The following is a 25,246-nucleotide window of genomic DNA, read 5'->3' on the forward strand; positions in this document are numbered from 1 at the left end:
GCTTAACGAACCTTAAATAAACCTGATGAACAAAATCCTTTTAACGTTATGTATCGGCATAGGTTTTATTCTAACGGCCTCTGGCCAAAGTGACGATAAAATAAAAGGTGACAGGAATGTAACCATCAAACAAACCTACATTGATGCATTCAACAAAATTATAGTTGGTGAAGACTTCTCAATTGAAATCATCTATAATTCAAAACCTTCCGTCGAAATTGAAACTGATAGCAACCTCCACGAGGTTATTCTGTTTGAAGTCAAGGACAGCACCCTAGTCTTTAGTACTTCAAAAAAAATCACTTCGAAGAAAAAAATGCATATCACCGTTAATTATAGCCACGACCTTAAACATATTGAGGTGAAGGATGACGGCGAAATAAGGTCCTTGACCTCATTAGAGCTAAAGGATACCTCTTTAAAAACTATGGGGTCTGCTCGGGCTTATTTAAATATAAATGCAAGTAATTTTGAGTTTTCGAGTAACGACAGGTCCAAAGTCAAATTGAATGTGTCTGCCGATAGCTCTAAAATAATCCTTAACGACAATAGTAAAACGGAAGCCCTTATCAACTCCAAACATTTAAAATTGGATATGTACCAACGTTCTGATGCGAACATTGAAGGCGCTTCTAAATCATCTTTAATCCGTACGGACAATTCTTCCAGTTTTGAAGGCAAGGAGTTTACTACCAAAACCTGTAACCTGGTCAGCGACCTGAGTAGCTATGTGGCCATTGGAGTTGAAGAGACGGTAACTATAGATGCCTCTGGAAATTCAGAAATTTACCTCTATCACGAACCCAGAATAACAATCAATAGATTTACCGGGACAGCTAAACTTCAAAAAAAAGAAACTAATTAAATTCTATAATTATATAACACAAATGAGAAAAATAACCCCTTTAATTTTTCTACTTCTTACAATGCTAGCTTGTAAAGAGGAAGACAAGAAACCAGAGACGGCCTCCAATGTAAAAGAGGAAGCCCAAGCCTTTTTGGAAGACTATTCCAAAACTTATAAAAAACTATATTATGATTCCTCTAAAGCAGAATGGGCTGCCAATACCCACATTGTAGCAGGCGACACCACAAATGCTTACAACGTACAAAAGGCCAATGAAGCCTATGCAAAATTTACGGGAAGTACAGAAGTTATTGAAAAGACAAAACAATTTTTAGAGCATAAAGACGAATTGGACATCGTTCAGGTACGTCAATTGAATACCATTCTTTATGGAGCAGGTAACAACCCTGAAACGGTTTCGGATGTTGTATCCAAAAGAATTGCGGCTCAAAATGCACAAAGTGAAACGCTTTACGGTTTCGATTTTCAAGTGGATGGCAAATCGGTAACTACAGGAGATATCGACAAAGTGTTGAGAGAATCTTCCAACGAAACAGAGCGTCTTAAAAACTGGGAAGCTTCCAAAGCCGTTGGAAAAGATTTAAAAGATGGCTTGGAGAACTTACGTCAATTGCGCAACCAAACAGTGCAGGCCTTAGGCTACGACGATTACTTTAGCTACCAAGTATCAGAGTACGGAATGGACCGTAAAGAAATGCTTGCAGAAATGAACAAAATGGTGAAGGAAGTTTGGCCTTTATACCGAGAATTACACACTTGGGCACGTTACGAATTAGCCAAGAAATATAACGCAGAAGTACCTGAGTACATCCCTGCCCACTGGTTGCCTAACCGTTGGGGGCAAGACTGGAGCCCATTGGTAAATGTTGAAGGGTTAGATATCGACGCTGCCTTGGCTGACAAAGATCCTGAGTGGATTGTAAAAGAAGGAGAAAACTTCTATGTGAGTATTGGGTTTGATCCGCTTCCAGCGAGTTTCTACGAAAAATCAAGCATGTATCCACTACCTGCTGATGCCGATTACAAAAAGAACAACCATGCCTCTGCATGGCACATGGACCTTGAAAACGATTTGCGTTGTTTGATGAGCGTAGAGCCTACTGCAGATTACTATGAGACCATTCACCATGAATTGGGACATATTTACTACTATCAAGCCTATACCAATCCAAATGTACCGCCATTATTACGCGCTGGTGCCAATAGAGGATACCACGAAGCTATTGGAAGTTTATTAGGGTTGGCCGCAATGCAAAAACCTTTCTTGGCCAGTAAAGGTTTAGTTGACGAAAACGTAAAAATTGACGAGATCCAAAACCTTTTAAAAGAAGCCTTAAACTATGTAGTATTTTTACCATTCTCTGCAGGAGTAATGAGCGAGTTTGAAAATGCCTTGTATGCCGAAAATTTACCTAAAGACCAATACAATTCAAAATGGTGGGAATTGGCTAAAAAATACCAAGGTATGGTACCTCCATCAGAAAGAGGAGAAGATTTCTGTGATGCTGCTTCAAAAACCCATATCAATGATGATGCGGCTCAATATTATGACTATGCCATCTCATACATTTTATTGTTCCAATTCCACGATCACATTGCAAAAAACATCTTACACCAAGATCCTCATGCCACCAATTACTTTGGAAGCAAGGACGTAGGGACTTTCTTAAGAGGTGTCTTGGAAACTGGAGCTAACAATGATTGGAGAGAGCTTTTAAAATCAAGTGTAGGAAGTGAAATGAGTGCCAAACCTATGTTGGACTACTTTGCGCCTTTAATGGACTACTTAAAAGCACAGAACGAAGGAAGAACTTATACGCTACCAGAAACGATCTAAGTTTTAACTAAAGAGAAATAAAAAATCCGAAGCAATTTGCTTCGGATTTTTTTGTTGTAGTTATTGTAGTTTTAGTTGTGGTATAACTTATTTAGTTGATATCTCCTTGTATGTAAACTGATACAGGAATTTTTCCATCACCGCCAACAAACTCCGCATCAGGAACTTCAATTTTAAAGGAGTGAGTTCCTTGAGAGAGCGCTCCCAACTCATAAGTTCTGATTGGAATAACATCTCCTGGGCACCAATTGTTCCAAGCCGTCCACCAAGCCTCTGACTTTGGTGATCCAGTATAAATTCCATTCCCTTGAGTATTGTATTGACGGTAAGGTTCACAAGATTTCCCTCCAGGCATGTACATATCCAACTCACTGTTATCAAAATAAATAAAATGCTCTCTTCTTACATACTCCTCTCCCCCAGTGCCAGCACCATGGTTAGAGGTAATCAAGTGAATTTTAGCATTGCTTAGGTTTTCTTCAATCTCGAAAGTAAATGTCTTCGTAGTTTCACCTAATACATCTGTACCGTTGGAATTATAATTATTTACATTTATACTAGCTGCAATTGGCTCTAAATGTTGTGCCACATGCTCGTAAGTCTTATCTGTAGAAACAAATTTTAAAGTACCTAAGAAAGTATCAATTCTTCCAGCACATCCGGCAACCTCAGTTTGTGCCGCATAAGGAACTCCAAACACATACAATTCAATCCAAAAATCGTAGGTACTGCTAATTACAGGGTCGTTAAACAATAATGCTAAATTATCAACTTCAAATTCATAAGGCACCTCTGTAGGCTGAACATTTTTATTCATAAAAGGCGTGATAAAACGTCCTATTTCAATACGCTCCTCAACGGCAGCTGTACTAAATTCCGTCCCACTAGGCACCAAGTTTAAATACACCCCACCAATTCTATCATAATTGTCACATAAAGCTCCAATCGTTACTTGCATGGTCAACTCATCACTAAACAAATCAATAGCCTCCTGTGTTAACTTGGTAACATTTGAGGCATTGTTTTTTCTAATAACACCAGCAGGAACCGGTTCGCTAACCGTGGCGGCATAACCGTCATAAAAAACTACCTCATCAAATACAGTTACTTCTGTAGATTGGTACAACACTTCTAAAGAAAGAACCTCTGTTTCTAAAAGGGTTCCTTCATGCATATAGGTAGCCTTTACTTCATAAGTTCCTGTTTCTTCCGGAGTGTATTCATTTCCAGAAATTTCGGCATCATTGATATAATAAGTGGCGTCTGAAGTAACATCCGCCCCATTGTTTCCTATTACACTAAATGTAAAAGTGTCACCAATTTCAATACTTTCAGATGCAGCACTAATTTCAATAGAAGTCAAAAGCATTTCAGTTACAGTAAAAGTAACCATATTACTTGTTAAGTTGGAACCATTTAACGAATAGGTCGCCTTTGCTGTGTATTGCCCCTCTGCTTGTGGAGTAAATACATTGGATTGTAGGATTGTATTGTTCACCAAATAGGTAGCGCTTGTCGTTACATTTTGGTTCTCGTGCGTCATCACTTCAAAGGTGATACTCTCTCCCAAAGGAAGGGTCTCTACATTGCTCGATAAGGTAATTGCCGGAGTTATTGATTGGGTGCCATCGTCATCGCTACAGGAAAGCACCATAAAAAACACCGATAAAACACTGGATAAAAGTAATTTTGTATGTTTCTTCATAATAATAATTAGGGTTAATAAAGCCGCTAATTTAGAAAATAATAGTTAAGCCCAAAGTTTTAACAGGTCTTTAACCTTTAATTAATCAAGAATTGTAAAATTTTAATTTTTAGTCAGCTTAAATCGATAAACCCCATAAAAAAACCGAAGCGTTAACTTCGGTTTTTACATTATTTTAAAAAATATATTAGGCTTCAACTGGCGTTTCTTTAGCCGCCAAATAACGTTCGGCATCCAAAGCTGCCATACATCCTGTACCTGCCGCCGTAATAGCTTGTCTGTATACATGATCTGCTGCATCACCACTAACAAACACGCCCTCAACATTAGTTTTGGAAGTTCCTGGTTTGTTGATAATGTATCCTGTTTGATCCAAATCCAAATACTCTTTGAAGATATCGGTATTTGGTTTGTGCCCTATAGCTACAAAAAATCCTGTAGCTGGAATGGTTTTAAATTCTCCTGTAACGTTGTTTTTAACCTTTACTCCAGTTACCACTTGACCATCTCCCAGTACTTCTTCAGTTTCTGTATTGAATAGAATCTCAATATTCTTGGTGTTCTTTACTCTGTTAGCCATGATTTTAGAGGCGCGGAATACATCTCTTCTTACCAACATAGTTACTTTGGAACATAATTTGGATAGGTAATGTGCTTCCTCACACGCAGAATCTCCTGCTCCTACGATCACCACTTCTTGGTTTCTGTAGAAAAACCCGTCACATACCGCACAGGCAGAAACTCCACCTCCCAACTTTAAATATTTTTGCTCTGAAACCAAACCTAAATATTTAGCAGAAGCCCCTGTAGAGATAATTACCGTGTCACAATGTATTTCCTTATGGTCATTTACCCATACTCTGTGTACATCTCCAGAAAAATCAACTCTGGTAATCCAACCATCTCTTACATCGGTTCCAAAACGACTTGCTTGCTTTTGAAGTTCTATCATCATTTCTGGTCCCGTGATTCCATCTGGATACCCCGGAAAGTTCTCTACTTCATTAGTGGTGGTTAATTGCCCTCCTGGTTGGGTTCCTTGGTACAATACTGGTGCCATGTTAGCTCTAGCCGCATATATTGCTGCAGTATATCCGGCAGGTCCCGAACCTATGATAAGGCATTTTACTTTTTCAATTGTATCTGACATAATTTCTCTGATTTAATCATAACAAAAGTAGAACTTTTACAGAAAAACTTACCTCGAAGTTATTAAAAGTTATTATACAGGGATAGGATACGCCAATTAACCTATAAACCCAATAAAAAATCCCGAGACATTCCCATTTTATAAAATGTTCGGGATTTTAAATTTCTAATTTATTAGAGCTGTCTAAAACAACTTTTTAAACAATAAATAAGCGCCATATTTTCCAGCTGAATTCAACACAAACTGCATCCAATTGGAAGGCTGTAGATCTTCCTTTAAGCCTCCTTTAACTCCCTTCAACTCTTCCAAAGCAATCTTCCTTTCCAAATCCAATCGCTTTAAGTCATATTCTATTTCTGCAAACGAATTATACTTTTTCATAAAATTTAATTAAAGAATTTTTGAGACATGGTCTGGATGACCTTTTTATTGATAAGATGCCTAAATAAATAAACCAACAGAGCCAATAGCAAAAAGAAACCACCTACTATTGTGGTTGAAAGGGCAAAATCGTCCAATATACGCCCCAATGCTATGGCCACAGCAATGGCAAAAAAGAAAAAACCAATGAGAACAAAACTGCCAATGAGTAGGGCCTTGCCTAATAAGCTCATAGAAATGGTGAGCTGTTCAAAGACCTTTAGCTTGGCATATTCCTTAGATTTACTTAAAAATACTTCTCCAGAATCTACGGCTTTTGATGATGCTTCATTTAATGACTCAAACAAATTCATACTAGGCTTTTTGATATTTCTTGTTTTTAGCTTTTAAGTCGGCCAATTTCTTTTCCAACACCGAGATAATATCATCGGCTTTTACACTGGCTTCTTTTACCAAACTCTCCAAATTGGAGTCTAGTGTATCCTTATCGTTGCTTATAAAACTGGAAACTTTCTCCTTTAGGTCATGTGCAGTAGTACTGGCTTTATCCTTTAAATCATGTGCGGTACTGTTAAACTTGTCAGCTGCTGTCAAGGCTTCATCCGCAATACGCTGCCTAGTAGCGCTGCCCTTGTCTGGGGCAAAAAGAATTCCTAAAGTTGCGCCAACTGCGGTTCCTACCAAAAGTCCGAAAAGTGAATTACTGTTGCTCATAATACTATGTTTTTTATGGATTAATATTTTCAGTGCTTGCTACTAATCGAATGGAAACTACAAAATAAGCATTTTGTAGTTCACTTACTAAAATTAACGCTAAAAGCTTAATTAACAATGACTAAACTCCAATATTTTTCTGTACTTCAAAAAAAAATGGCCAATCAATTTTGATTGGCCATTCTCAATTAAAATATTTAAAAATCAACTTGTAAAATACGACAGTATGGCCACAACAATAATGATTAAAAGTACAGAAAGTACAATATCAACGGTACCATAACTGCCTTTGGTAGCTGCTCGGTCCTCTGCCGTCAAGGTCCCAAAGGACAACCCACTTATTTTCGCATAATTTGGAGCCCCCGTTACCAAGCTAACCGTGACGCATAAAATTACCGAGAAAATAAACATAAAAATGGCCATATGGGCAAAGTTAATGGAAGCAAAAGCAAACATTACACTGTCTACCGTCTCTCCGGCTGCAATTTGAGGCTGGTAATAAATTTCAGCTCCCAAGCGAAGTATCAACAATACCAATCCCGCCATTAAGGTTGTAATGGCTGCTTGGGAGTTGACACGTTTCCAAATAATCCCCAAAAGAAATACCGCTGTTACTGGAGGTGCTATGTACGACTGTACATTTTGAAGGTATTGATACATCACACCGCCCCCAATTTTTTCCATAATAGGAATCCAAATAATTCCCAGAACTACTATAAAGCCGGTAGCCACTTTACCAATGGTAAGCAATTCCCGTTCACTTTTTTGTGGTTTCAACTTTTTGTAAATATCGATGGTAAAAATTGTCGAGCATGAGTTGAACACAGATGCCAGCGAACTCATAAGTGCTGCCATCAATCCTCCTGCTACTAAACCTTTCAATCCTACAGGCAACAAGGTTTTCACTAACATTGGGAATGCTCTATCAGCTTTCTCTACACCAAACATTTCTGGATTTTGAATGGTCAAGGCAAAAGCAATGATGCCAGGAATCAAGAAAATCAAAATAGGCAATAGCTTAAGGTAAGCTCCAAAAATAGCTCCACGTCTACCTATTTTAATGTTATGGGCAGCCAAAGTACGCTGCACGATATATTGATCGGTACACCAATACCAAACCCCCACAACGGTCCCTCCAAATAACATCCCTGTCCAAGGAAAATCGGGATCACTTATGGGGCGCCACATATTGAAATGGTCTGGACTCACGGCTGTAACCGTTTCCCTTAATTGCGACCATCCACCAACTTCCTGCATTCCTAAATAGGTAATGATCATGGATCCCAAAATAAGGATAACCGTTTGAAGGGTTTCCGTATAAATTACAGCTTTCATCCCTCCTACTACGGTATAGATTCCTGTGAAGATCACAATGCCAATGGCTCCGTACCAAAAAGGAATTCCCAATAATTCAGAAACCACAATTCCTCCAGCATAAATGGTTACCGATACCTTCGTCAACACATAGGCCAACAATGAAAAAACCGACAAGAACCATCTCGAGCGACTATCGAATCGTTTTTCTAAAAATTCAGGCATAGTAAAAGCGCCGCTTCTAATGTAAAATGGTAAAAACAGCCACCCCAAAAGCAGTACAATCCATGCATGCAACTCATAATGTGCCATTGGAGTTCCCGATTCAAAACCTGTTCCTGCCAAGCCAACCACGTGCTCCGACCCTATATTGGAAGCAAAAATAGAGGCTCCAATAACAAACCAACCTACATTTCGACCTGCCAAAAAGTAATCCTCGGTATTTTTATTCTTTTGAAGTACAACCCATACTGCTACGGCAATTAGAGCCAAAAAATAGAGTCCCAAAACCCACCAGTCGGCGGTTTGCAAAACTGTTTCCATAAATATTAGTTTAGTTATTATTAGATGTTAATCTACATTATGTAGTGTTGAAAGTTAAGGTTTTTATTGAAACTGAATTTGATAATTTTTACGCACTAAAAAACATTGGAATTAGTCTTTGAATGACTAACTCCAATAAACTTAGGAAGAGTGAACGTCCATTTTAAATGTATTGGCTAATAATGTTCTCAAACAACTCCTGCTTACCACTTTGCAGAGGGATTTCTCCTTCTTCTGCAGCGATATCATATAAGTCTGACAGGTCCAATTTTCCTTTTTCAAACTCCTTCCCTTTACCTGAATCGAAAGAACTATAACGTTGTTTTCTTAAGGAATCGTAACCCGAATATGAAATGATTTTGTCCGCAGTAATCAAAGCCCTTGCAAAAGTGTCGGCACCACCAATATGGGCTAGAAAGAGATCTTCCAAATCTGTAGAATTTCGGCGGATTTTAGCATCAAAGTTAACACCTCCCCCTTGCAGTCCACCGGCTTTTAAGAATACTAACATCGCTTCGGTAACTTCCTGTATGTTGTTAGGAAATTGATCGGTGTCCCAACCATTTTGGTAATCCCCTCTATTGGCGTCGATACTTCCCAACATTCCCGCTCTGGCAGCCACTTCCAGTTCATGCTGAAAGGTGTGTTGTGCCAAGGTAGCATGATTAACCTCCACATTAATTTTAAAATCACGCTCCAAGCCATATTCCTTCAAAAACCCAATAGCCGTAGCCGTATCAAAATCATATTGGTGCTTAGTAGGCTCCATGGGTTTGGGCTCAATAAAAAAGGAGCCTTTAAACCCTTGTTCCCGTGCATAATCGCGAGCCATAATTAAAAATTGGGCCAAGTGGTCCAACTCCCTCGCCATATCCGTATTCAACAGGGACATATAACCTTCTCGTCCCCCCCAAAACACATAATTTTCACCATGTAAGGCAATGGTGGCATCAATGGCCAATTTCACTTGCCCTCCTGCCCTTGCCAAAACCTTAAAATCTGGATTGGTAGCAGCTCCATTCATATATCTAGGATGAGTAAAGCAATTGGAAGTGCCCCACAGCAATTTTTTACCTGTAAATTTTTGTTTCTGTTTTAAATAATCCACAATGGTACTTACTCGCTTTTCAGATTCGGCAAAGGTGTCTCCCTCCTTGACCAAATCAAAATCGTGCATACAATAGTAATCAAAACCTATTTTATCCATAAACTCAAATGCGGCATCCGCCTTATCTTTCGCCGCCTGAATGGGATCTGAGGATTGATCCCAAGGAAAGTTTTGTGTGCCAACGCCAAAGGGATCAGCTCCCTGCCCGCAGAAGGTATGCCAATAGGCCACCGCAAATTTGAAATGTTCCCGCAAGGTTTTCCCTGCTACAATCCTATTAGGATCATAATATTTAAATGCCAATGGATTATGGGACAAATTTCCTTCATATTCGATATGCTTGATACCTTTAAAATATTCTTTAGTTGCCATTTTTAATGTTTTTATTGATGTATACTGTGTTTCAAATTGTTTAAATATCGCTGGTTCAGGTCCTGTTCCCATAACTGAAAAGCCTCACTGTAAGGCCCCTTATCGGAAATTGGAGCATACGTGCATACTTTTTCATTATCTGAAAAAACATCCTCCAAACTTTTAAAGTCCCCCATACTAACACCAGCTGCCCTCGCCGCACCAATAGCCCCTGTAGTATCCAAAATGTCTATTTCAGAATCTATTAATGTTGCCAAAGTGGTGGCAAAAATTTCGGATCTAAAGAGGTTATCATTACCGGCCCTTATGTTTCCTACCTTCACACCGTCTCTCTTCATAATATTAACTCCATAAACAAAGGAAAATGCAATGCCTTCCAGAGCTGCCCTAAAAAGATGTCCTACCTGGTGTTTATTAAAATTTAAATTGAAGATAGCTGCCCCATCGTTGCCATTGTTCAGCATGCGCTCAACGCCATTCCCAAAGGGAACAACACGCAGTCCTTCAGCTCCTATTGGCACATTAGCCGCCATGGAGTTCATTACCTCATAAGATTGAGCTCCCAGCACATGCTGCTTCATCCAACTGTACTGAATTCCAGCACCATTAATATTCAAAAGTTTACCTATCAAAGGTGTATCAGGAGTATAATTTACATGTGCAAAATTGTTGATACGTAGACTCTCCAAGCTTTGTTGATGGTCTGTTACCGCATATACCACGCCTGAAGTCCCCCCAGTTGCCGCTATTTGGCCAGGGCGCAAAACATTTAAAGACAAGGCATTGTTGGGCTGGTCTCCTGCCCTATACAAAATAGGAATGCCACTAGGCAACCCCGTAGCCTTGGCTGCTGTTTTGGTTACAGAACCCTGAACTGAGAAAGTTGGTACCATCCGCGGAATCAAACTTGTATCAATTCCCAAATGTTCAAACAACCATAACGCTGGAGTATTGGTTTTAAAATCCCACATAATGCCTTCAGAAAGCCCTGAAATAGTAGTCGTGGCTTCTCCTGTTAATTTAAGGGCAATGAAATCTCCCGGTAACATAAACTTATCAACCTTTTCGAACAGAGAGGGCTCATTGTCCTTAACCCATTTCAATTTAGACAGGGTGAAATTTCCTGGAGAATTCAATAAGTGCTGCATACAGGCGTCCTCTCCCAAATCACCGAAGACTTTATTTCCTATTCCAGCGGCCCTACTATCACACCAAATAATGGAAGGTCTCAAAACCTCCAAATCCTTATCTACCAAAACCAAGCCATGCATTTGATAGGCTATTCCAACACCTTTTATGGTCGTTTTGGATACTCCCGTTTGCCTTATCAACTTTTGGGTAAGAATTCCTAAATAGTCCCACCATAAATTGGGATCCTGCTCGGCCCAACCGGTTTTGGGAGACTTGATTTCCATTTCTGTTTCTGGGTATTGGGCCAGTCCCAAAACCTTTCCTGAAGCAGCATTGACCAATGCCGCTTTGATAGAGGAGCTTCCTAAATCATATCCTATATAATACATCTTATGGCTAGTTAGTAAAATACATTATTGTTAAAAATGATTTTTGGAAGCGTACATCGCCAACATACTTCCTACAAACCCTTTGGCAACTTTGGTGCTCAACAATGAGGCATCCACATTGGCCTTCAGCAATCGCCAATCGTCATGCTCATTTTGCTTGTAATAAAAATCATAATATTTGGTACGCCCCACAATTCTTACCAAAAGATCATCGTCTTCATTCTCCACTACTTTTGAGGCTAGAATCTCCAACGTTTCACCAAAACTTTGTTCTAAAAACACCTCTAAGTTCCCCTGTTCATTCCTACGCTTGCCTAAAAAGAGATAATGCTTCTCATTTTGAAAGGCCACCAATCCCGCCGCTTCTCCTGATTTGGAGGGAGCAAAAGAAAACTTCGTAGCCACTTCAAAATTGCTGTGTTGCTGACGTCTTCCAATAAAGGAAAATTTGGACACCTCATGCATACTTTCGGCTTGAGGTTCCATGACCAACGTGCCTCCTTCAATATCATAAAATTGTCGGTCCGGTGTTCTTAAAAAATTCCAAAGAACATCTAGTGTATCAGACTCAAAATCATCTCTAGAAACAAAATTACCCGATGTTGGTTCTATTCTTTCTTGGCTTAATGGCAATGCAGGCCTAGGATGAACAAACGGATGCGGTTGAGTCCCCTGCTGAAAGGTGGGCCAACCATTTTCTTGCCATTTAAGAGGTAACATAAACGTTTCTCTTCCCGTATTGTAATACTCTACCTCGTAGGGACGGCATCCCAAATACACGCCCCACCAGTCTCCATTGGGAAGTTCAACAAAATCGGCATGACCCGTCGTTGTAATTTGATGGGCACGATTCTTAGGCAAATGCCTTTGCGTTAAAATAGGGTTGTTTTCATAGCTAGTATATGGACCATAGATATGCCTACTCCTAAACACAACTTCTGAGTGCTGATAGCCAGTGCCTCCTTCGGCACAAAACAAATAGTAATAGCCATCCTTTTTGAACATATGGGGACCTTCAATCCATACAGGTTCCTTGGCCATATCGGTACCTCCATCTACTAATAATTTTTGATTGGATACTATTTTTTGTTGTTGCAAATCATATTCCCAAGTGTAAATAGCCCTGTGTCCATTATGCTTGGAGATATTATTCGGAGGTGGACCATTGTGAGTAATGTATACTTTACCATTATCATCAAAAAACAAATCGGGATCAATCCCATCTATTTCGGGTAACCAAATGGGGTCTGACCATCCCATTTCTGGGTTTGTACTTGTGACAATAAAATTTCCTTTAGAACTTACATTGGTACAAATAACGTAGAAAACGCCATTGTGATATCTGATGGTAGGAGCAAACAGCCCTCTCGATACACCGCCTGAAAAATTAGCTTGAGACGCTTTGGTTATAACATGTCCAATTTGTTTCCAATGCACCAAATCGGTACTCTTAAACAAAGGAAGCCCTGGAAAATAGGAAAATGAAGAAGTTACCATGTAATAAGCATCGTCTACCCTGCAAATACTGGGATCTGAATAAAAACCAGCTAAAATAGGATTGAAATAGTCGTCATTAGTTTTATCTGAACGCTCAAAGACAGCATCTTGCCCTTTATATTCAAACCAATCATAAGTTACCACATGCTTATACGCAATCGGTTGCTTAAATGAGTAAATTTTTTTGGAATGCGAAAGCATTGCCAAACCCAATGTTAGCAAGGCAACAGACATTATAAAATGATTTCTAAATAAATTCATGACTAGTTCTCAGGGATAAAACTCAACTTTTAATTCTTGACAATTTACAAAAGTTTTATGTAAAATTTAACAATTAAATAATATTTATCCTTAAAATTTTCATTTTGCCAATTTTAACACTAAAAAAATTCAACAATCGGTAATTTGTTAAAAAAGACTATTTTTGTAGGACGTTCAAAATTCCTGTATGAAACAAAAAAAGGACATTACCATATATGATATTGCCAAGGCCCTAAATTTATCGACTTCTACGATTTCAAGAGCCTTGAAAAACCATCATAGTATTAGTAAAAAAACCATTCAAAAAGTAAAAGAGGCCGCTAAAGAGATGGGCTACTCCCCCAATACTATTGCCGCCAGTTTACGGAACAATAAAACCTACACCATTGGGGTTCTTATTTCTCGGATAAACCGTCCCTTTATTTCAGATTTAATAAGCGGTATTGAAGAACGAGCCCAAAAATCAGGGTTTAATATTATCATTACCCAATCCAACGATTCCTACGAAAACGAAATTAATATGGCCCAGGCCCTATATAATAGTAGGGTTAGCGGTGTTATTTGTTCCCTGGCAATGGAAACCAAGGACACTGAACATTTCAAACAATTTATAGACAAAAATATCCCCATCGTGTTTGTGGATCGGGTGCCAAAAGATATTGAAACTTACCGCGTCATGATTGACAATTATTCTGCGGCCTATAAAGCTACAAAGCACCTCATTGAACAAGGCTGCAAGCGCATAGCTCATTTTGCGGGGTCTCAATACATGAATATATACAGTGAACGTAAAAGAGGTTATATGGAAGCCTTAAGGGATCATAATTTGGACATAGATGAAAACCTGATTATTTATTTCAATACATTGAGTTATGAAGAAGGGGAAAAAGCCACGAAAAAACTATTGAAAATGCAAAATCCACCGGATGGTATTTTCTCCGCGAATGACACCACTGGAGTGAGCGCCATTCAAATAGCCAAAAAAATGAACGTCAAGGTTCCGAATGAATTGGCTATAATAGGTTTCAATAACGACCCTATTGCATCCATCATTGATCCTGGATTGTCAACCGTAACACACCCCGCCTTTAAAATGGGGCAAACCTCAGCTGAAAAAATCGTCAACCACCTAAAAAATGCCTTGAACGATGATATCACCGAAATTACGTTTCTAAACACAGAAGTACTTGTAAGAGAATCTTCAAAACGAACCTAAAACAATTGTAGCTACTAATTATTTGACAACAACTGTTACCTCAGCCGGTTGGGAAGCACCCAAGTCATGACTTCTTTTCATTGGACTGGAACCTCCTATGTAAATTTTAAAAGCTCCAGGCTCAATAACACGCTCCCCTTTTGCATTTACCACTTCAAAGGCCTCTGGCCCCAGCTCAAAGGTTAGGATTTTACTTTCTCCTGCCTTAAAATGGCTTCTGTCTACAGCCTGAAGTTGAAAATTGGGAACTTTAAAACTCGCTTCCGTATCGGTAACATACAGTTGTACTACTTCATCGGAATCTACGTTACCTGAATTAGTAACTTCAACCGATACAGTAACCGTATCTTTGGAGGTAATGGTCTTGGAAGACAGCTTAGGTGTACCATAATTAAATGTTGTATAGGACAGTCCAAAACCGAAGGGATACAAAGGCTCCTTTTCCATATATTTATAGGTACGTCCATTCATAGTATAATCTTCATAGGCAGGAAGCTGGTCATAAGATTTTGGGAAAGTAATTGGCAAACGTCCTGAAGGGGACACCTTTCCAAAAAGGATATCCGCCACAGCATTACCACCTTCTTCTCCTGGATACCATACAAAGAGTACCGCATCAGACAAGGCTTCCACTTCTGCCAAATCAATAGGACTGCCTCCCGTAATCACCGTAATAATAGGTCGCTCACCTGCTTCTTTCCGTAATTTTCTTAAAAACTCCAATTGGTTCTCTGGCAATCCATATTCAAAACGGTCACCTAGAGTTGCTGAAGCAATGGATTCTCCTTCCTCTCCCTCCAACAGTCCTGAAATCCCTAAAACAGCAATGGTAGCATCACTTTTACCAGCATTTGGCGTGGTCCAGTCCTGAGGGTTAGCATTAGGTTGATCCAACATAATTCCCATTCTATATTGCAATTGACTGGCGTGGTCAACTGCTCCCGCAATACCTTCCAAAACAGTGACCAACTTAGGATTGACCCCAAAATAATTACCTAATAAAACATCAGAATTGGCTGCATGGGGCCCGGTTACAAAATACCGCGCCAAATCATTCTTTAAAGGTAAAGCCCCATTATTTTTCAACATAACAATTCCTTTTTGGGCAACCTCCCTAGCGAGGGCTCGATGCTCATCGCTATCAACAACATCTATAGAAATACTATCGTATTGATTACTCCCTTCTGGGTCAAAAAGTCCTAATTTAAATCGGGTTTTAAGTAGGGTAGCCAATTCCCTGTCTACTTCAGCTTCTGTTAATATACCCTGTTTTACGGCCTCCGGAATCCCCTCCAAATAGGTACTACCACAATTTAAACTCACTCTATTTTTAACCGCCAAAGCAGAAGCTTGAGCTGCCGTTTCCACAGTGCCATGCCCCCCTTTGTCGGAGGGAGTAAAAAAATCTACAATCGCCCAACAATCGCTCAACACATGTCCTTTAAATTGCCATTTTTCCAAAAGCACATCTGAAATTAAGTATTCATTGGCACAACACGGTGCTCCATTGGTACTGTTGTATGCACACATCACCGCTTCTACATCTGCATTCACTAAAGCCTCAAAAGCTGGCAAATAGGTTTCCCACAAATCTTTTGGATTGGCCTTAGCATCAAATTCATGGCGCAACTTTTCAGGACCACTATGTACAGCATAGTGTTTGGCGCATGCAGCCGTTTTTAGATAATTGGGATCTTCTCCCTGAAGCCCTTTTACAAAAGCAGTCCCCAACCGAGCTGTTAAATAAGGGTCTTCTCCATAAGTCTCCTGCCCCCGACCCCATCTAGGATCTCTAAAAATATTGATATTGGGGGTCCAAAAGGTCAATCCTCCGTAACGCTTGTAATATCCCTTGGCCTTTGCAGCATTGTACATGGCTCTAGCTTCATCAGAAATGGCTGAGGACACCCTTAAAGCTAGATCCTCATCAAAGGTCGCTCCCAATCCTATGGCTTGCGGAAATACCGTCGCCACTCCAGAGCGTCCCACACCATGCAAGGCCTCGTTCCACCAGCTATATGCCGGTATTCCTAGGCGTTCTACACCATTGGTATTGTGCATCATTTGATCGGCTTTCTCCTCCAGAGTCAATCTTAAAATCAAATCCTCAACCCGATCATCAAGGGGTAGTGATGGGTTGTAAAATGGAAAATCAAAATCTTGTTTGGCTTCCTCTAAAGTTCCCTCTTTCTCAGAATTTGAACTTTCTTTAGAATCAACTTGCTTCTGGCAAGCAACTGCAAACAAGAAAACCAGTATTAAACCTAGGGAAATAGAGTGAAATTTCGGCTTACGGATTGAAAAGCGCATAATTTTATGAAATTGATAATAAAACCAAATATCAATTAAAAAAACAATAAATGCAAACGATTGCATTTATTGTTTTGACAATAGCATTATTTTTGTTTATTTTACACTTAATTCAGTTTTGAGGTGTTTTAATATCTCATAATGTAATGTAAAACTAAAGCGTATACCTATGTCTAAATGTTTCAAATGGCTTTCTACTTTTGGTGTTATTTTAGTCTTTCATAGCATGACTTACGCAACCGATGGCTATAAATTATGGATGGACTACAAAACCATTTCAGACAGCGCGCTTTTGAAAGAATACCAATCGCTGATAGGAAGTGTTCAAACTTATGGCAACTCTGAAACAATGAAAAAAGCAACCACGGAAATCTATAATGGAATTTCGGGTATATTGGGGATGAAAAATCAAAAGCTCGATGGAAAATTTAGTATTATTCTTGGCTCTTACAACAACTTACCAAAAACCATTGCCCAACAACTTTCACAGGAACTGGAAAACCTTAACGAGGAAGGCTATTTAATCAAATCATTCTCTAACCATATCGTTATTACAGCCAAAACGGACATTGGAGTTTTGTACGGAACCTTTAACTTTTTAAAACGTCTACAAACCCACCAATCTATTGAAAATCTAAACATTTTGGACAGTCCTAAAATTGACCTCCGGATATTAAATCATTGGGATAATCTGGATCGAACAGTGGAACGCGGTTATGCTGGATTTTCACTTTGGAACTGGCACCAATTACCAGAGTACAAAGATGCTCGGTACGAAGATTATGCCAGAGCCAACGCCTCCATAGGCATCAATGGAACAGTGCTCACCAATGTCAACTCCAATGCATTGGTGCTAACCCCACAGTATTTGGAAAAAGTAAAAGCCTTGGCGGATATTTTCCGCCCCTACGGTTTAAAAGTATATTTAACGGCGCGATTCTCTGCTCCCATAGAAATTGGAGGACTAACCACTGCCGACCCTTTAGATGCGAATGTCAAAGCTTGGTGGAAAAATAAAGTTGAAGAAATATACACTTACATCCCTGATTTTGGAGGCTTTTTGGTGAAAGCCAATTCCGAAGGGCAACCAGGACCCCAAAACTATGGACGTAATCACGTGGATGGTGCCAATATGATGGCAGAAGCCTTAGCCCCTTTCAACGGGGTGGTGATGTGGCGTGCCTTTGTCTATTCGGAACATGATACAACCGATAGAGCCAAACAGGCGTATAGCGAGTTTGTACCCCATGACGGAGAATTTCAGGACAATGTCATCATTCAGGTAAAAAATGGACCTATCGATTTTCAGCCAAGAGAGCCCTTCCACCCTATGTTTGGCGCCATGCCCAACACCAATTTGATGATTGAATTTCAGATTACCCAGGAATATATGGGAGGTGCCACCCACCTAGTCTATCAACCTAAATTATTTGAAGAGGTTTTTGAATCAGACACCTACCAAAAAGGAAAAGGTTCTACGGTGGCAAAAGTGATTGATGGCAGCTTAGACAACAAAAAAATTACAGGAGTTGCAGGGGTTTCCAATATAGGAACCGATCGCAACTGGACCGGTCACCATTTCCTGCAAGCCAATTGGTATGGATTTGGCCGCTTGGCCTGGAATCCATATTTAAATTCCGAAGACATTGCCAAGGAATGGGTAAGAATGACCTTTACCAATAAAGAAGAGTCCGTAAATAAGTTAACTGATATAATGATAGCATCTCGGGAAGCCGTCGTAAATTATATGACGCCTCTAGGCTTGCATCACATTATGGCTACTGGACATCACTATGGTCCAGGACCTTGGGTAAGCGACCTATCTAGGCCAGAATGGAATCCCGTTTACTATCATAAAGCAGATAACAATGGTGTTGGTTTTGACCGCACACCGTCTGGTAGTAATGCTACAGCACAATATGCTCCTGAAGTAGCAACCATGTTCAATAATTTAGAGACCTGTCCCGAACAGGATTTACTATGGTTCCATCACGTACCATGGACCTATAAATTAAAAAGTGGCCATACACTTTGGGATGGCTTGGCTCTAAAATACCAAAAAGGTGTAAATGAGGTGGCTGAAATGCAAGCCACTTGGAATCAATTAGAAAATGAGGTGGATACACAACGCTTCAACGAAGTGAACATGCTACTAAGCATACAATATAAGGAAGCCAAATGGTGGCGAGATGCCTGCTTATTATATTTTCAACAATTTTCAAAAATGAAACTTCCTCAAGGAGTTGAGGAGCCAAAACATACATTAGAATATTATAAAAGTTTACAGTTTCCATATGCCCCTGGCATACGACCACAATGGTAATATAAAAATGACAAAAAGAACACATGAATAAAATAGCAATTGTAACAGGAGGAAATTCAGGTTTGGGATATGCCACTGCCAAAAAATTATGCGACAACGGTATTGTTACCTACATCATAGGCCGCTCGGAAGACAAAACCAAAAATGCCTGTAAAGAGATAGGTCCTAATGCAGTACCTGTAATTTTCGATCTGAACAACCTAAAGGAAATCCCCAATATGATTCAAGATATTGCTGGCGATGGAAATATAGACATCTTGGTCAATAACGCCGGTATTAACATGAAAAAACCTTTCGAGGAAGTATCTGATGAAGAATTTGCAAACATCATTCACACCAATGTACAGAGCGTTTTTGCGGTGAGCAGAGAGGTGGTCAAGGTTATGAAACAACACCAAGGCGGAAGCATTATCAATATCAGTTCTATGGCTTCCCAATATGGGATTCCAAAAGTAATTGCCTACACAGCAAGTAAAGGTGCCATTGAGGCCATGACTCGATCTATGGCCGTGGATTTGGCCCAATATGGTATTCGGGTGAATTGTATTGCTCCAGGGTTTATTAAAACCAAGATGTCTGCCAAAGCTTTGGATAATGACCCAGAACGCAAAAACAAAGTATTAGGCAGAACCCCAATGGGAGTTCTAGGAGAACCTTCCAATATTGCAGATGCCGTGTACTTTTTCGCCTTAAATGAAGCCAGCTTTGTCACAGGAACCGTATTACCTGTAGATGGCGGTAACAGTATTGGATTTTAAACTTGTAGGCCATGATACAAATGCAACAAACAATGAGATGGTTTGGTCCCAACGATACCATAAGCCTCGAAGACCTTAGGGAGTGTGGCATCACAGGGATTGTAAGTGCCCTTCACCATATCCCTGTGGGGGACATTTGGGAAATTGAAGACATCCAACAACACCAACAAACCATTGCTAATGCAGGATTGAAGTGGACTGTTATTGAAAGCCTTCCGGTGCATGAAGACATTAAGCGTCGTGCCGGAAACTACAAGACCTACATTAAAAACTATAAACAAAGCCTTAAAAATATTGCCCAATGTGGCATTAAGGTGATCACCTATAATTTCATGCCTATTTTGGATTGGGTAAGAACGCATCATAGCTTTACAAATCCAGATGGCACCAAAGCCCTTTTATACAATCCAAAGGCTTTCATCTATTTTGATGTATTTCTTTTAAAGCGTCCAGGAGCTCAGAGCGACTACTCCGAAACTCAAAAAGCCGATGCCTACGCATACGGGGAACAGCTTTCTGAGGCAGACAAAGCAACCTTGTTCCGAAATGTGCTCTTGGGACTTCCGGGAAGTAAAAAGAATTTTACGGCAGAAGAAATTTTGTCCCTTTTGGATAATTACAAAGGCATTGACGACGATGCTTTACGAAGTAATTTAATTCACTTTCTAGAAGAAGTAGCTCCAGTAGCCGAGTCCTTGGATTTAAAACTTGCCATACATCCAGACGACCCACCATTTTCGGTATTGGGATTACCAAGGGTCATGTGCACGTCCAAAGATGTGCAAGCCATTTTCGACGCGGTACCTCTTAATGCCAATGGTTTATGTTACTGCACGGGATCCTTTGGAGCCCATCCTGACAACGATTTGTTGCAAATGATAGACGACTTTGGAGATCGCATCCATTTCTTGCATTTGCGCAATGTTACTAGGGAAAAGGAAGGGATTTTCAGGGAATCTGAACACCTCCATGGAAATAATCCAATTGCTCAAATTATGGAACGTCTCATTATGCTAATGCAAGAACGACAAAGCAGTCTCCCCATGCGACCCGACCATGGCTTTTTACATTCCATTGAAGCAGGAAAGGAACAGTATCCTGGCTATTCGCTAGTTGGTAGATTGAAAGGTTTGGCTGAATTACGGGGACTGGAACTTGGTATCATTCATTCCATAAAAAACCATCAAGCCTGAAAAAGCTTATGAATAATTAAATATCTTTTAAACCATTAAAAGTGAAGACAATTGCCACTTACATACTAAATATTTCAGTAGGACTCATTTTTCTATGTTCAATACAAGCTAACAGTTCTTCTTCCGTACAAAGAAATGACTCCCTTAGCTATATTGCTACTAATCCAATTTCACAAGGATTTCCAATTTTTCACAATGAAAAAATTGCTCCAATAATACTAAGTGAAGAAGAATATCCTGGTGTAAAACGAGTGGCTTCCCACCTCCAAAAAGATCTGGAGGCCGTGACATTTTCCAAACCGGAACTTTTAATGGACATTCCTAAAAATGACAAGCACATCATTATTATTGGCAGTATAGATAGTCCAATCATTCAAAAACTTGCACACTCTGGAAAACTTGATATTACACCACTGAAAGACCGCTATGAAAAACACATCATCACAACCATTGAAACACCTTTTAAGGGTGTAGACAAAGCCTTGGTTATTGTGGGAAGTGATAAGCGCGGAACCATTTATGGCATGTATGACCTCTCCAAAGAAATCGGTGTTAGTCCTTGGTATTATTGGGCTGATGTACCTATTGTACAAAAAAAAGGTCTCTATGTAAAACCTGGAACGTTTTCCAAAGGAGAACCCAAAGTCAAGTATCGTGGCATTTTTATTAACGATGAAGCTCCAGCTTTAAGAGGATGGGCAAAGGACAAATTTGGCGGGTTTAATGCACTGTTTTATGATAAAGTCTATGAACTTATCTTACGAAATAAAGGCAATTATTTATGGCCTGCCATGTGGCAACCATCAGCCTTCGCCGATGACGATCCAGAAAACGCCCGATTGGCAGACGAATATGGCGTAGTGATATCAACCAGTCACCATGAACCCATGATGCGGGCACATGACGAATGGAAACGTTATGGAGAAGGTCCTTGGAATTACGTGACCAACAAAGAAAAACTACGTGACTTTTGGAGAGATGGGATTTTGAGAATGAATGACTACGAAAGCGTAGTCACTCTAGGAATGCGAGGTGATGGAGACGAAGCCATGGGAGAAGGCACGGCGATTGCTCTATTGCAAGAAATCATTTCCGATCAACGTAAAATCTTAACAGACGTGACCAAAAAACCTTTGGAAGACATTCCTCAGGTTTGGGCCCTCTATAAAGAAGTACAAGACTATTATGACAAAGGAATGCGGGTTGCCGATGACATTATGATTCTTTTTTGTGATGACAATTGGGGGAACGTTCGCATTTTACCCAAAAAAGAGGATATTAATTACAAAGGAGGATTTGGAATGTATTACCATTTCGATTTTGTAGGTGGCCCCGTATCTTACCGATGGTTAAACGTCACTCAAATTGAACGGGTATGGGAGCAAATGAACCTTTCGTATCAATGGGGCGTAAAAGATCTATGGCTCGTTAATGTTGGGGACATAAAACCCATGGAACTTCCCATTAGCTTTTTTCTGGATTTTGCTTGGAATGCCGAAGAAATCCAATCGAAAGACCTTCCCTCCTACTATAAAAATTGGGCAGCACAACAATTTGGGCCAACATATGCCAATGACATTGCCGAAATACTATCGCTCTACACCAAGTACAATGCAAGACGTACGCCTGAAATGCTAAAACCAGATACCTATAATATAAATAATTATAGGGAAGCAGATAGAATTATTGAGGAATATGATGCCTTGGTTGAAAAAAGCAAACGCATTTATCAAAACCTAGATGAGTCCTATAAATCGGCATTCTATCAATTAGTACTTTCCCCTGTTGAACTATGCAGTAATCTCAACAAAATGTATGTTGCGATAGGAAAAAATAGGCTATACCACCAGCAAGGAAGAAGTTCTACAAATATCTATGCTGAAAAGGCCAAGGACTACTTTTTAAAAGATTCCATATTAACTAAGCAATACCATCAATTGGAAGATGGCAAATGGGACCATATGATGTCGCAAACCCATATAGGGTATACCAGTTGGAATAATCCGCCAGTAAACAAAATGCCGGATGTTTCAGTTATCAAACCTCAGGAAAATGCCCAATTGGGGTACGTAATTGAACATGGCATCCCCTTGGACTCCCAAAAGGATAATGATGATAACTCAGGGCTGTATAGCCAATCATTTTCAACCTTCGACCCCATTAACAACCAAAACTATTATATTGAGATTTTTAACAAGGGCTTACAAACATTAAATTATACACTAGATACTCAGGAAAAATGGATAAAGCTTTCTTCTAAAGGTGGAAGTTTACAATATGAGGACAAAATATTTGTGACTATCGATTGGAACCTTGCTCCAAAAGGCAAACACTTTGGTCAAATTCTTATTGCTTCCAATGGAAAGGATTTTCCGGTTCAAGTTCCTATCCAAAATAGCCCTCAAAAAGTTTCAGGATTTATCGAAAATAACGGGGTAATAGCTATTGAAGCTGCAAATTATACAAACAAACACAACTCCAAAGATGTCCAATGGATTGAGGTGCCTAACATGGGAAGAACACACGCTGCCATGACCATGACACCATCCAATGCAGACAAGCAAGAACTAGGTAAAGACACCCCCTATCTGGAATATGAATTCACTACATTTAATACTAGTGACCTAAAAGTGGAAACCTATCTTTCTCCTACTTTGAATTATAAGAAAAAGGAAGGCTTGCAATTTGCCATTGCCATTGACCAAGAGGCCCCACAAATAATCAATATGAACGAAGGTGAAGATGTTCCGGATTGGGAATACCCCGCATGGTGGAACAATGCAGTGGCCGATCACATTAAGAAAAAGCTTTCAAAACATAAAAACATCACTGCAGGGACACACAAATTAAGAATTTGGATGATGGATCCCGGTGTTGTATTTCAAAGATTTGTTATCGACCTTGGAGGGTTACGAACTAGCTACTTAGGCCCTCCTGAAAGCATACATGTTAAAAAATAGTGGAAATAAGCCGAAAAACCACCTAAATTTTGGAGTAGGCATAAAGAAAAACCAATTAACAATGAAAAAGATATTTAAGCTACTTATCTGTGCGCTCATCGTTTCCTGTAGCAGTAGCGATGACGGAGGACCTAGTGTTGGAGGCCCAACCAACCCTACTGATGATGACCCTGTAGTAAATCAATACCTTCAAGAGTTTTCAGATTTTCCTATAGGCAACATTGTGTCCGCATCTAAGCTAAGTTCTAGTTCAGCTGCAAATACAACATTTAAGAATGTCTTATTAGATGATTATAATAGCATCACGGCCGAAAATGACATGAAAATGGCAAATATTTTTGTTGGTCCAGACACATTTGATTTTAGTGATGGTGATGCCATTGTTGCCTATGCCAAAGCTAATGGACTTCGTGTGCATGGCCATACACTACTATGGCATCCGGAATATGCCATTCCGGATTGGTTAGAAAATTTCTCTGGAACCGATGCCGAATTCGAAGCTCATATAGAAAACTATGTAAAGACAACAGTCGCTCATTTTGCTGCAGAAACTGATGGAAATGGAAATTCAATTGTTTCTGGATGGGATGTCGTAAATGAATATTTTGATGGATCGGACATTAGGTCAACTCTTTTTACCCAAAGAATGGGTAGCGATTACATTAAACGGGTTTTTCAATGGGCTCGTGAGGCTGATCCTAACGTAAAATTGTTTTACAATGATTATAATGTAGTCATCCAGACCAAACGTCAAGCAATCATTAACATGGCTAATGAATTTATAGCAGAGGGCATCCCTATTGATGGAATTGGTTTGCAGATGCACTTAAACTTTGAATGGCCTTCTGCTTCTGATATCTCCAATGCTTTAAATGATATTACCAATACCGGTTTGCTAGTTCATGTTTCTGAATTGGATATTGGGGCCAACCCTAATAATGATATCACATCCCTTACCAGTCAAAGAGCTGAGTTACAAGCCGACCAATACCAAAGAGTTTCTTATTATTATACAGAGAACGTACCAGCCAATCAACAATATGGTATAACGATCTGGGGGTTTAGAGACCAGGATAGTTGGAGGTATGATGGTGGGACTGATTGGCCTTTATTATATGACAATAGTTATAATACTAAACCATCTTATGATGGATTTAGTGCTGGCCTGAGTAGTATTCCCGTGAACTAATAATATTTTCAAACAAAAAACAAAGCC

18 protein-coding genes are annotated in these 25,246 nt (G+C 39.6%); 8 read left to right on the forward strand and 10 right to left on the reverse strand.

From position 1 onward, the window contains the following. Positions 1 to 25 precede the first annotated feature (25 nt). Entirely contained in the window at positions 26 to 865 is an 840-nt protein-coding gene (locus RBH95_RS11285; protein ID WP_307899692.1) for a GIN domain-containing protein, read from the forward strand. Between the two features lie 22 nt (positions 866 to 887). Beyond that, positions 888 to 2,705: a M2 family metallopeptidase gene (locus RBH95_RS11290; RefSeq protein ID WP_307899693.1), complete on the forward strand. Its 1,818-nt coding sequence runs from the start codon at positions 888 to 890 to the stop codon at positions 2,703 to 2,705. 91 nt (positions 2,706 to 2,796) lie between these two features. On the opposite strand, the gene RBH95_RS11295 is transcribed toward RBH95_RS11290, so the two are convergent. The 9 genes from RBH95_RS11295 to RBH95_RS11335 form a co-directional block, all read right to left on the reverse strand. Then, positions 2,797 to 4,410 (reverse strand): peptide-N-glycosidase F-related protein, encoded by a 1,614-nt coding sequence (locus RBH95_RS11295; RefSeq protein WP_307899694.1) that lies wholly within the window; start codon positions 4,408 to 4,410, stop codon positions 2,797 to 2,799. A gap of 187 nt (positions 4,411 to 4,597) precedes the next feature. Beyond that, positions 4,598 to 5,560, reverse strand: coding sequence for a thioredoxin-disulfide reductase (gene trxB / locus RBH95_RS11300; RefSeq protein WP_307899695.1), 963 nt, complete (start codon positions 5,558 to 5,560; stop codon positions 4,598 to 4,600). Between the two features lie 183 nt (positions 5,561 to 5,743). Beyond that, positions 5,744 to 5,941, reverse strand: a complete 198-nt coding sequence (locus RBH95_RS11305) for a DUF6327 family protein (RefSeq protein WP_307899696.1) — start codon at positions 5,939 to 5,941, stop codon at positions 5,744 to 5,746. A 5-nt stretch (positions 5,942 to 5,946) separates the two neighbouring features. Beyond that, complete coding sequence (locus RBH95_RS11310; protein WP_307899697.1) at positions 5,947 to 6,294, reverse strand: hypothetical protein; 348 nt, start codon at positions 6,292 to 6,294, stop codon at positions 5,947 to 5,949. A 1-nt stretch (position 6,295) separates the two neighbouring features. Further along, positions 6,296 to 6,655, reverse strand: coding sequence for a YtxH domain-containing protein (locus RBH95_RS11315; RefSeq protein ID WP_307899698.1), 360 nt, complete (start codon positions 6,653 to 6,655; stop codon positions 6,296 to 6,298). Positions 6,656 to 6,859: 204 nt separating this feature from the next. After that, complete coding sequence (locus RBH95_RS11320; protein WP_307899699.1) at positions 6,860 to 8,512, reverse strand: sodium:solute symporter; 1,653 nt, start codon at positions 8,510 to 8,512, stop codon at positions 6,860 to 6,862. A gap of 163 nt (positions 8,513 to 8,675) precedes the next feature. Further along, the gene (gene xylA / locus RBH95_RS11325) at positions 8,676 to 9,992 is read right to left on the reverse strand and encodes a xylose isomerase (protein WP_307899700.1); all 1,317 of its coding nucleotides are present in this window, start codon (positions 9,990 to 9,992) and stop codon (positions 8,676 to 8,678) included. Between the two features lie 11 nt (positions 9,993 to 10,003). Beyond that, positions 10,004 to 11,512, reverse strand: coding sequence for a xylulokinase (locus tag RBH95_RS11330; RefSeq protein ID WP_307899701.1), 1,509 nt, complete (start codon positions 11,510 to 11,512; stop codon positions 10,004 to 10,006). Positions 11,513 to 11,542: 30 nt separating this feature from the next. Next, a complete protein-coding gene (locus RBH95_RS11335) occupies positions 11,543 to 13,270 on the reverse strand; it encodes a glycoside hydrolase family 43 protein (protein WP_307899702.1) in 1,728 nt (575 codons plus the stop codon). 187 nt (positions 13,271 to 13,457) lie between these two features. Here RBH95_RS11335 and RBH95_RS11340 point away from each other — a divergent pair, with 187 nt between their 5' ends. Beyond that, a complete protein-coding gene (locus tag RBH95_RS11340; RefSeq protein WP_307899703.1) occupies positions 13,458 to 14,486 on the forward strand; it encodes a LacI family DNA-binding transcriptional regulator in 1,029 nt (342 codons plus the stop codon). A gap of 18 nt (positions 14,487 to 14,504) precedes the next feature. On the opposite strand, the gene RBH95_RS11345 is transcribed toward RBH95_RS11340, so the two are convergent. Continuing rightward, positions 14,505 to 16,796, reverse strand: coding sequence for a glycoside hydrolase family 3 C-terminal domain-containing protein (locus RBH95_RS11345; protein ID WP_307899704.1), 2,292 nt, complete (start codon positions 16,794 to 16,796; stop codon positions 14,505 to 14,507). A 226-nt stretch (positions 16,797 to 17,022) separates the two neighbouring features. Between RBH95_RS11345 and RBH95_RS11350 the strand changes: the two genes are divergently transcribed. The 5 genes from RBH95_RS11350 (at position 17,023) to RBH95_RS11370 (ending at position 25,219) form a co-directional block, all read left to right on the forward strand. Beyond that, positions 17,023 to 19,119 carry an alpha-glucuronidase family glycosyl hydrolase gene (locus RBH95_RS11350; RefSeq protein WP_307899705.1) on the forward strand — a complete coding sequence of 699 codons (2,097 nt, stop codon included), beginning with the start codon at positions 17,023 to 17,025 and terminating at the stop codon, positions 19,117 to 19,119. A gap of 23 nt (positions 19,120 to 19,142) precedes the next feature. Further along, positions 19,143 to 19,877, forward strand: coding sequence for an SDR family NAD(P)-dependent oxidoreductase (locus tag RBH95_RS11355; RefSeq protein WP_307899706.1), 735 nt, complete (start codon positions 19,143 to 19,145; stop codon positions 19,875 to 19,877). Between the two features lie 20 nt (positions 19,878 to 19,897). Further along, complete coding sequence (gene uxuA, locus RBH95_RS11360) at positions 19,898 to 21,070, forward strand: mannonate dehydratase (protein ID WP_307902254.1); 1,173 nt, start codon at positions 19,898 to 19,900, stop codon at positions 21,068 to 21,070. A gap of 41 nt (positions 21,071 to 21,111) precedes the next feature. Beyond that, positions 21,112 to 24,030 carry a glycosyl hydrolase 115 family protein gene (locus RBH95_RS11365; RefSeq protein ID WP_307899707.1) on the forward strand — a complete coding sequence of 973 codons (2,919 nt, stop codon included), beginning with the start codon at positions 21,112 to 21,114 and terminating at the stop codon, positions 24,028 to 24,030. Between the two features lie 61 nt (positions 24,031 to 24,091). After that, positions 24,092 to 25,219 carry an endo-1,4-beta-xylanase gene (locus tag RBH95_RS11370; protein ID WP_307899708.1) on the forward strand — a complete coding sequence of 376 codons (1,128 nt, stop codon included), beginning with the start codon at positions 24,092 to 24,094 and terminating at the stop codon, positions 25,217 to 25,219. Positions 25,220 to 25,246: the final 27 nt, after the last annotated feature.

It is taken from the genome of Mangrovimonas sp. YM274 (genome assembly GCF_030908385.1).
Classification (GTDB): domain Bacteria; phylum Bacteroidota; class Bacteroidia; order Flavobacteriales; family Flavobacteriaceae; genus Mangrovimonas_A.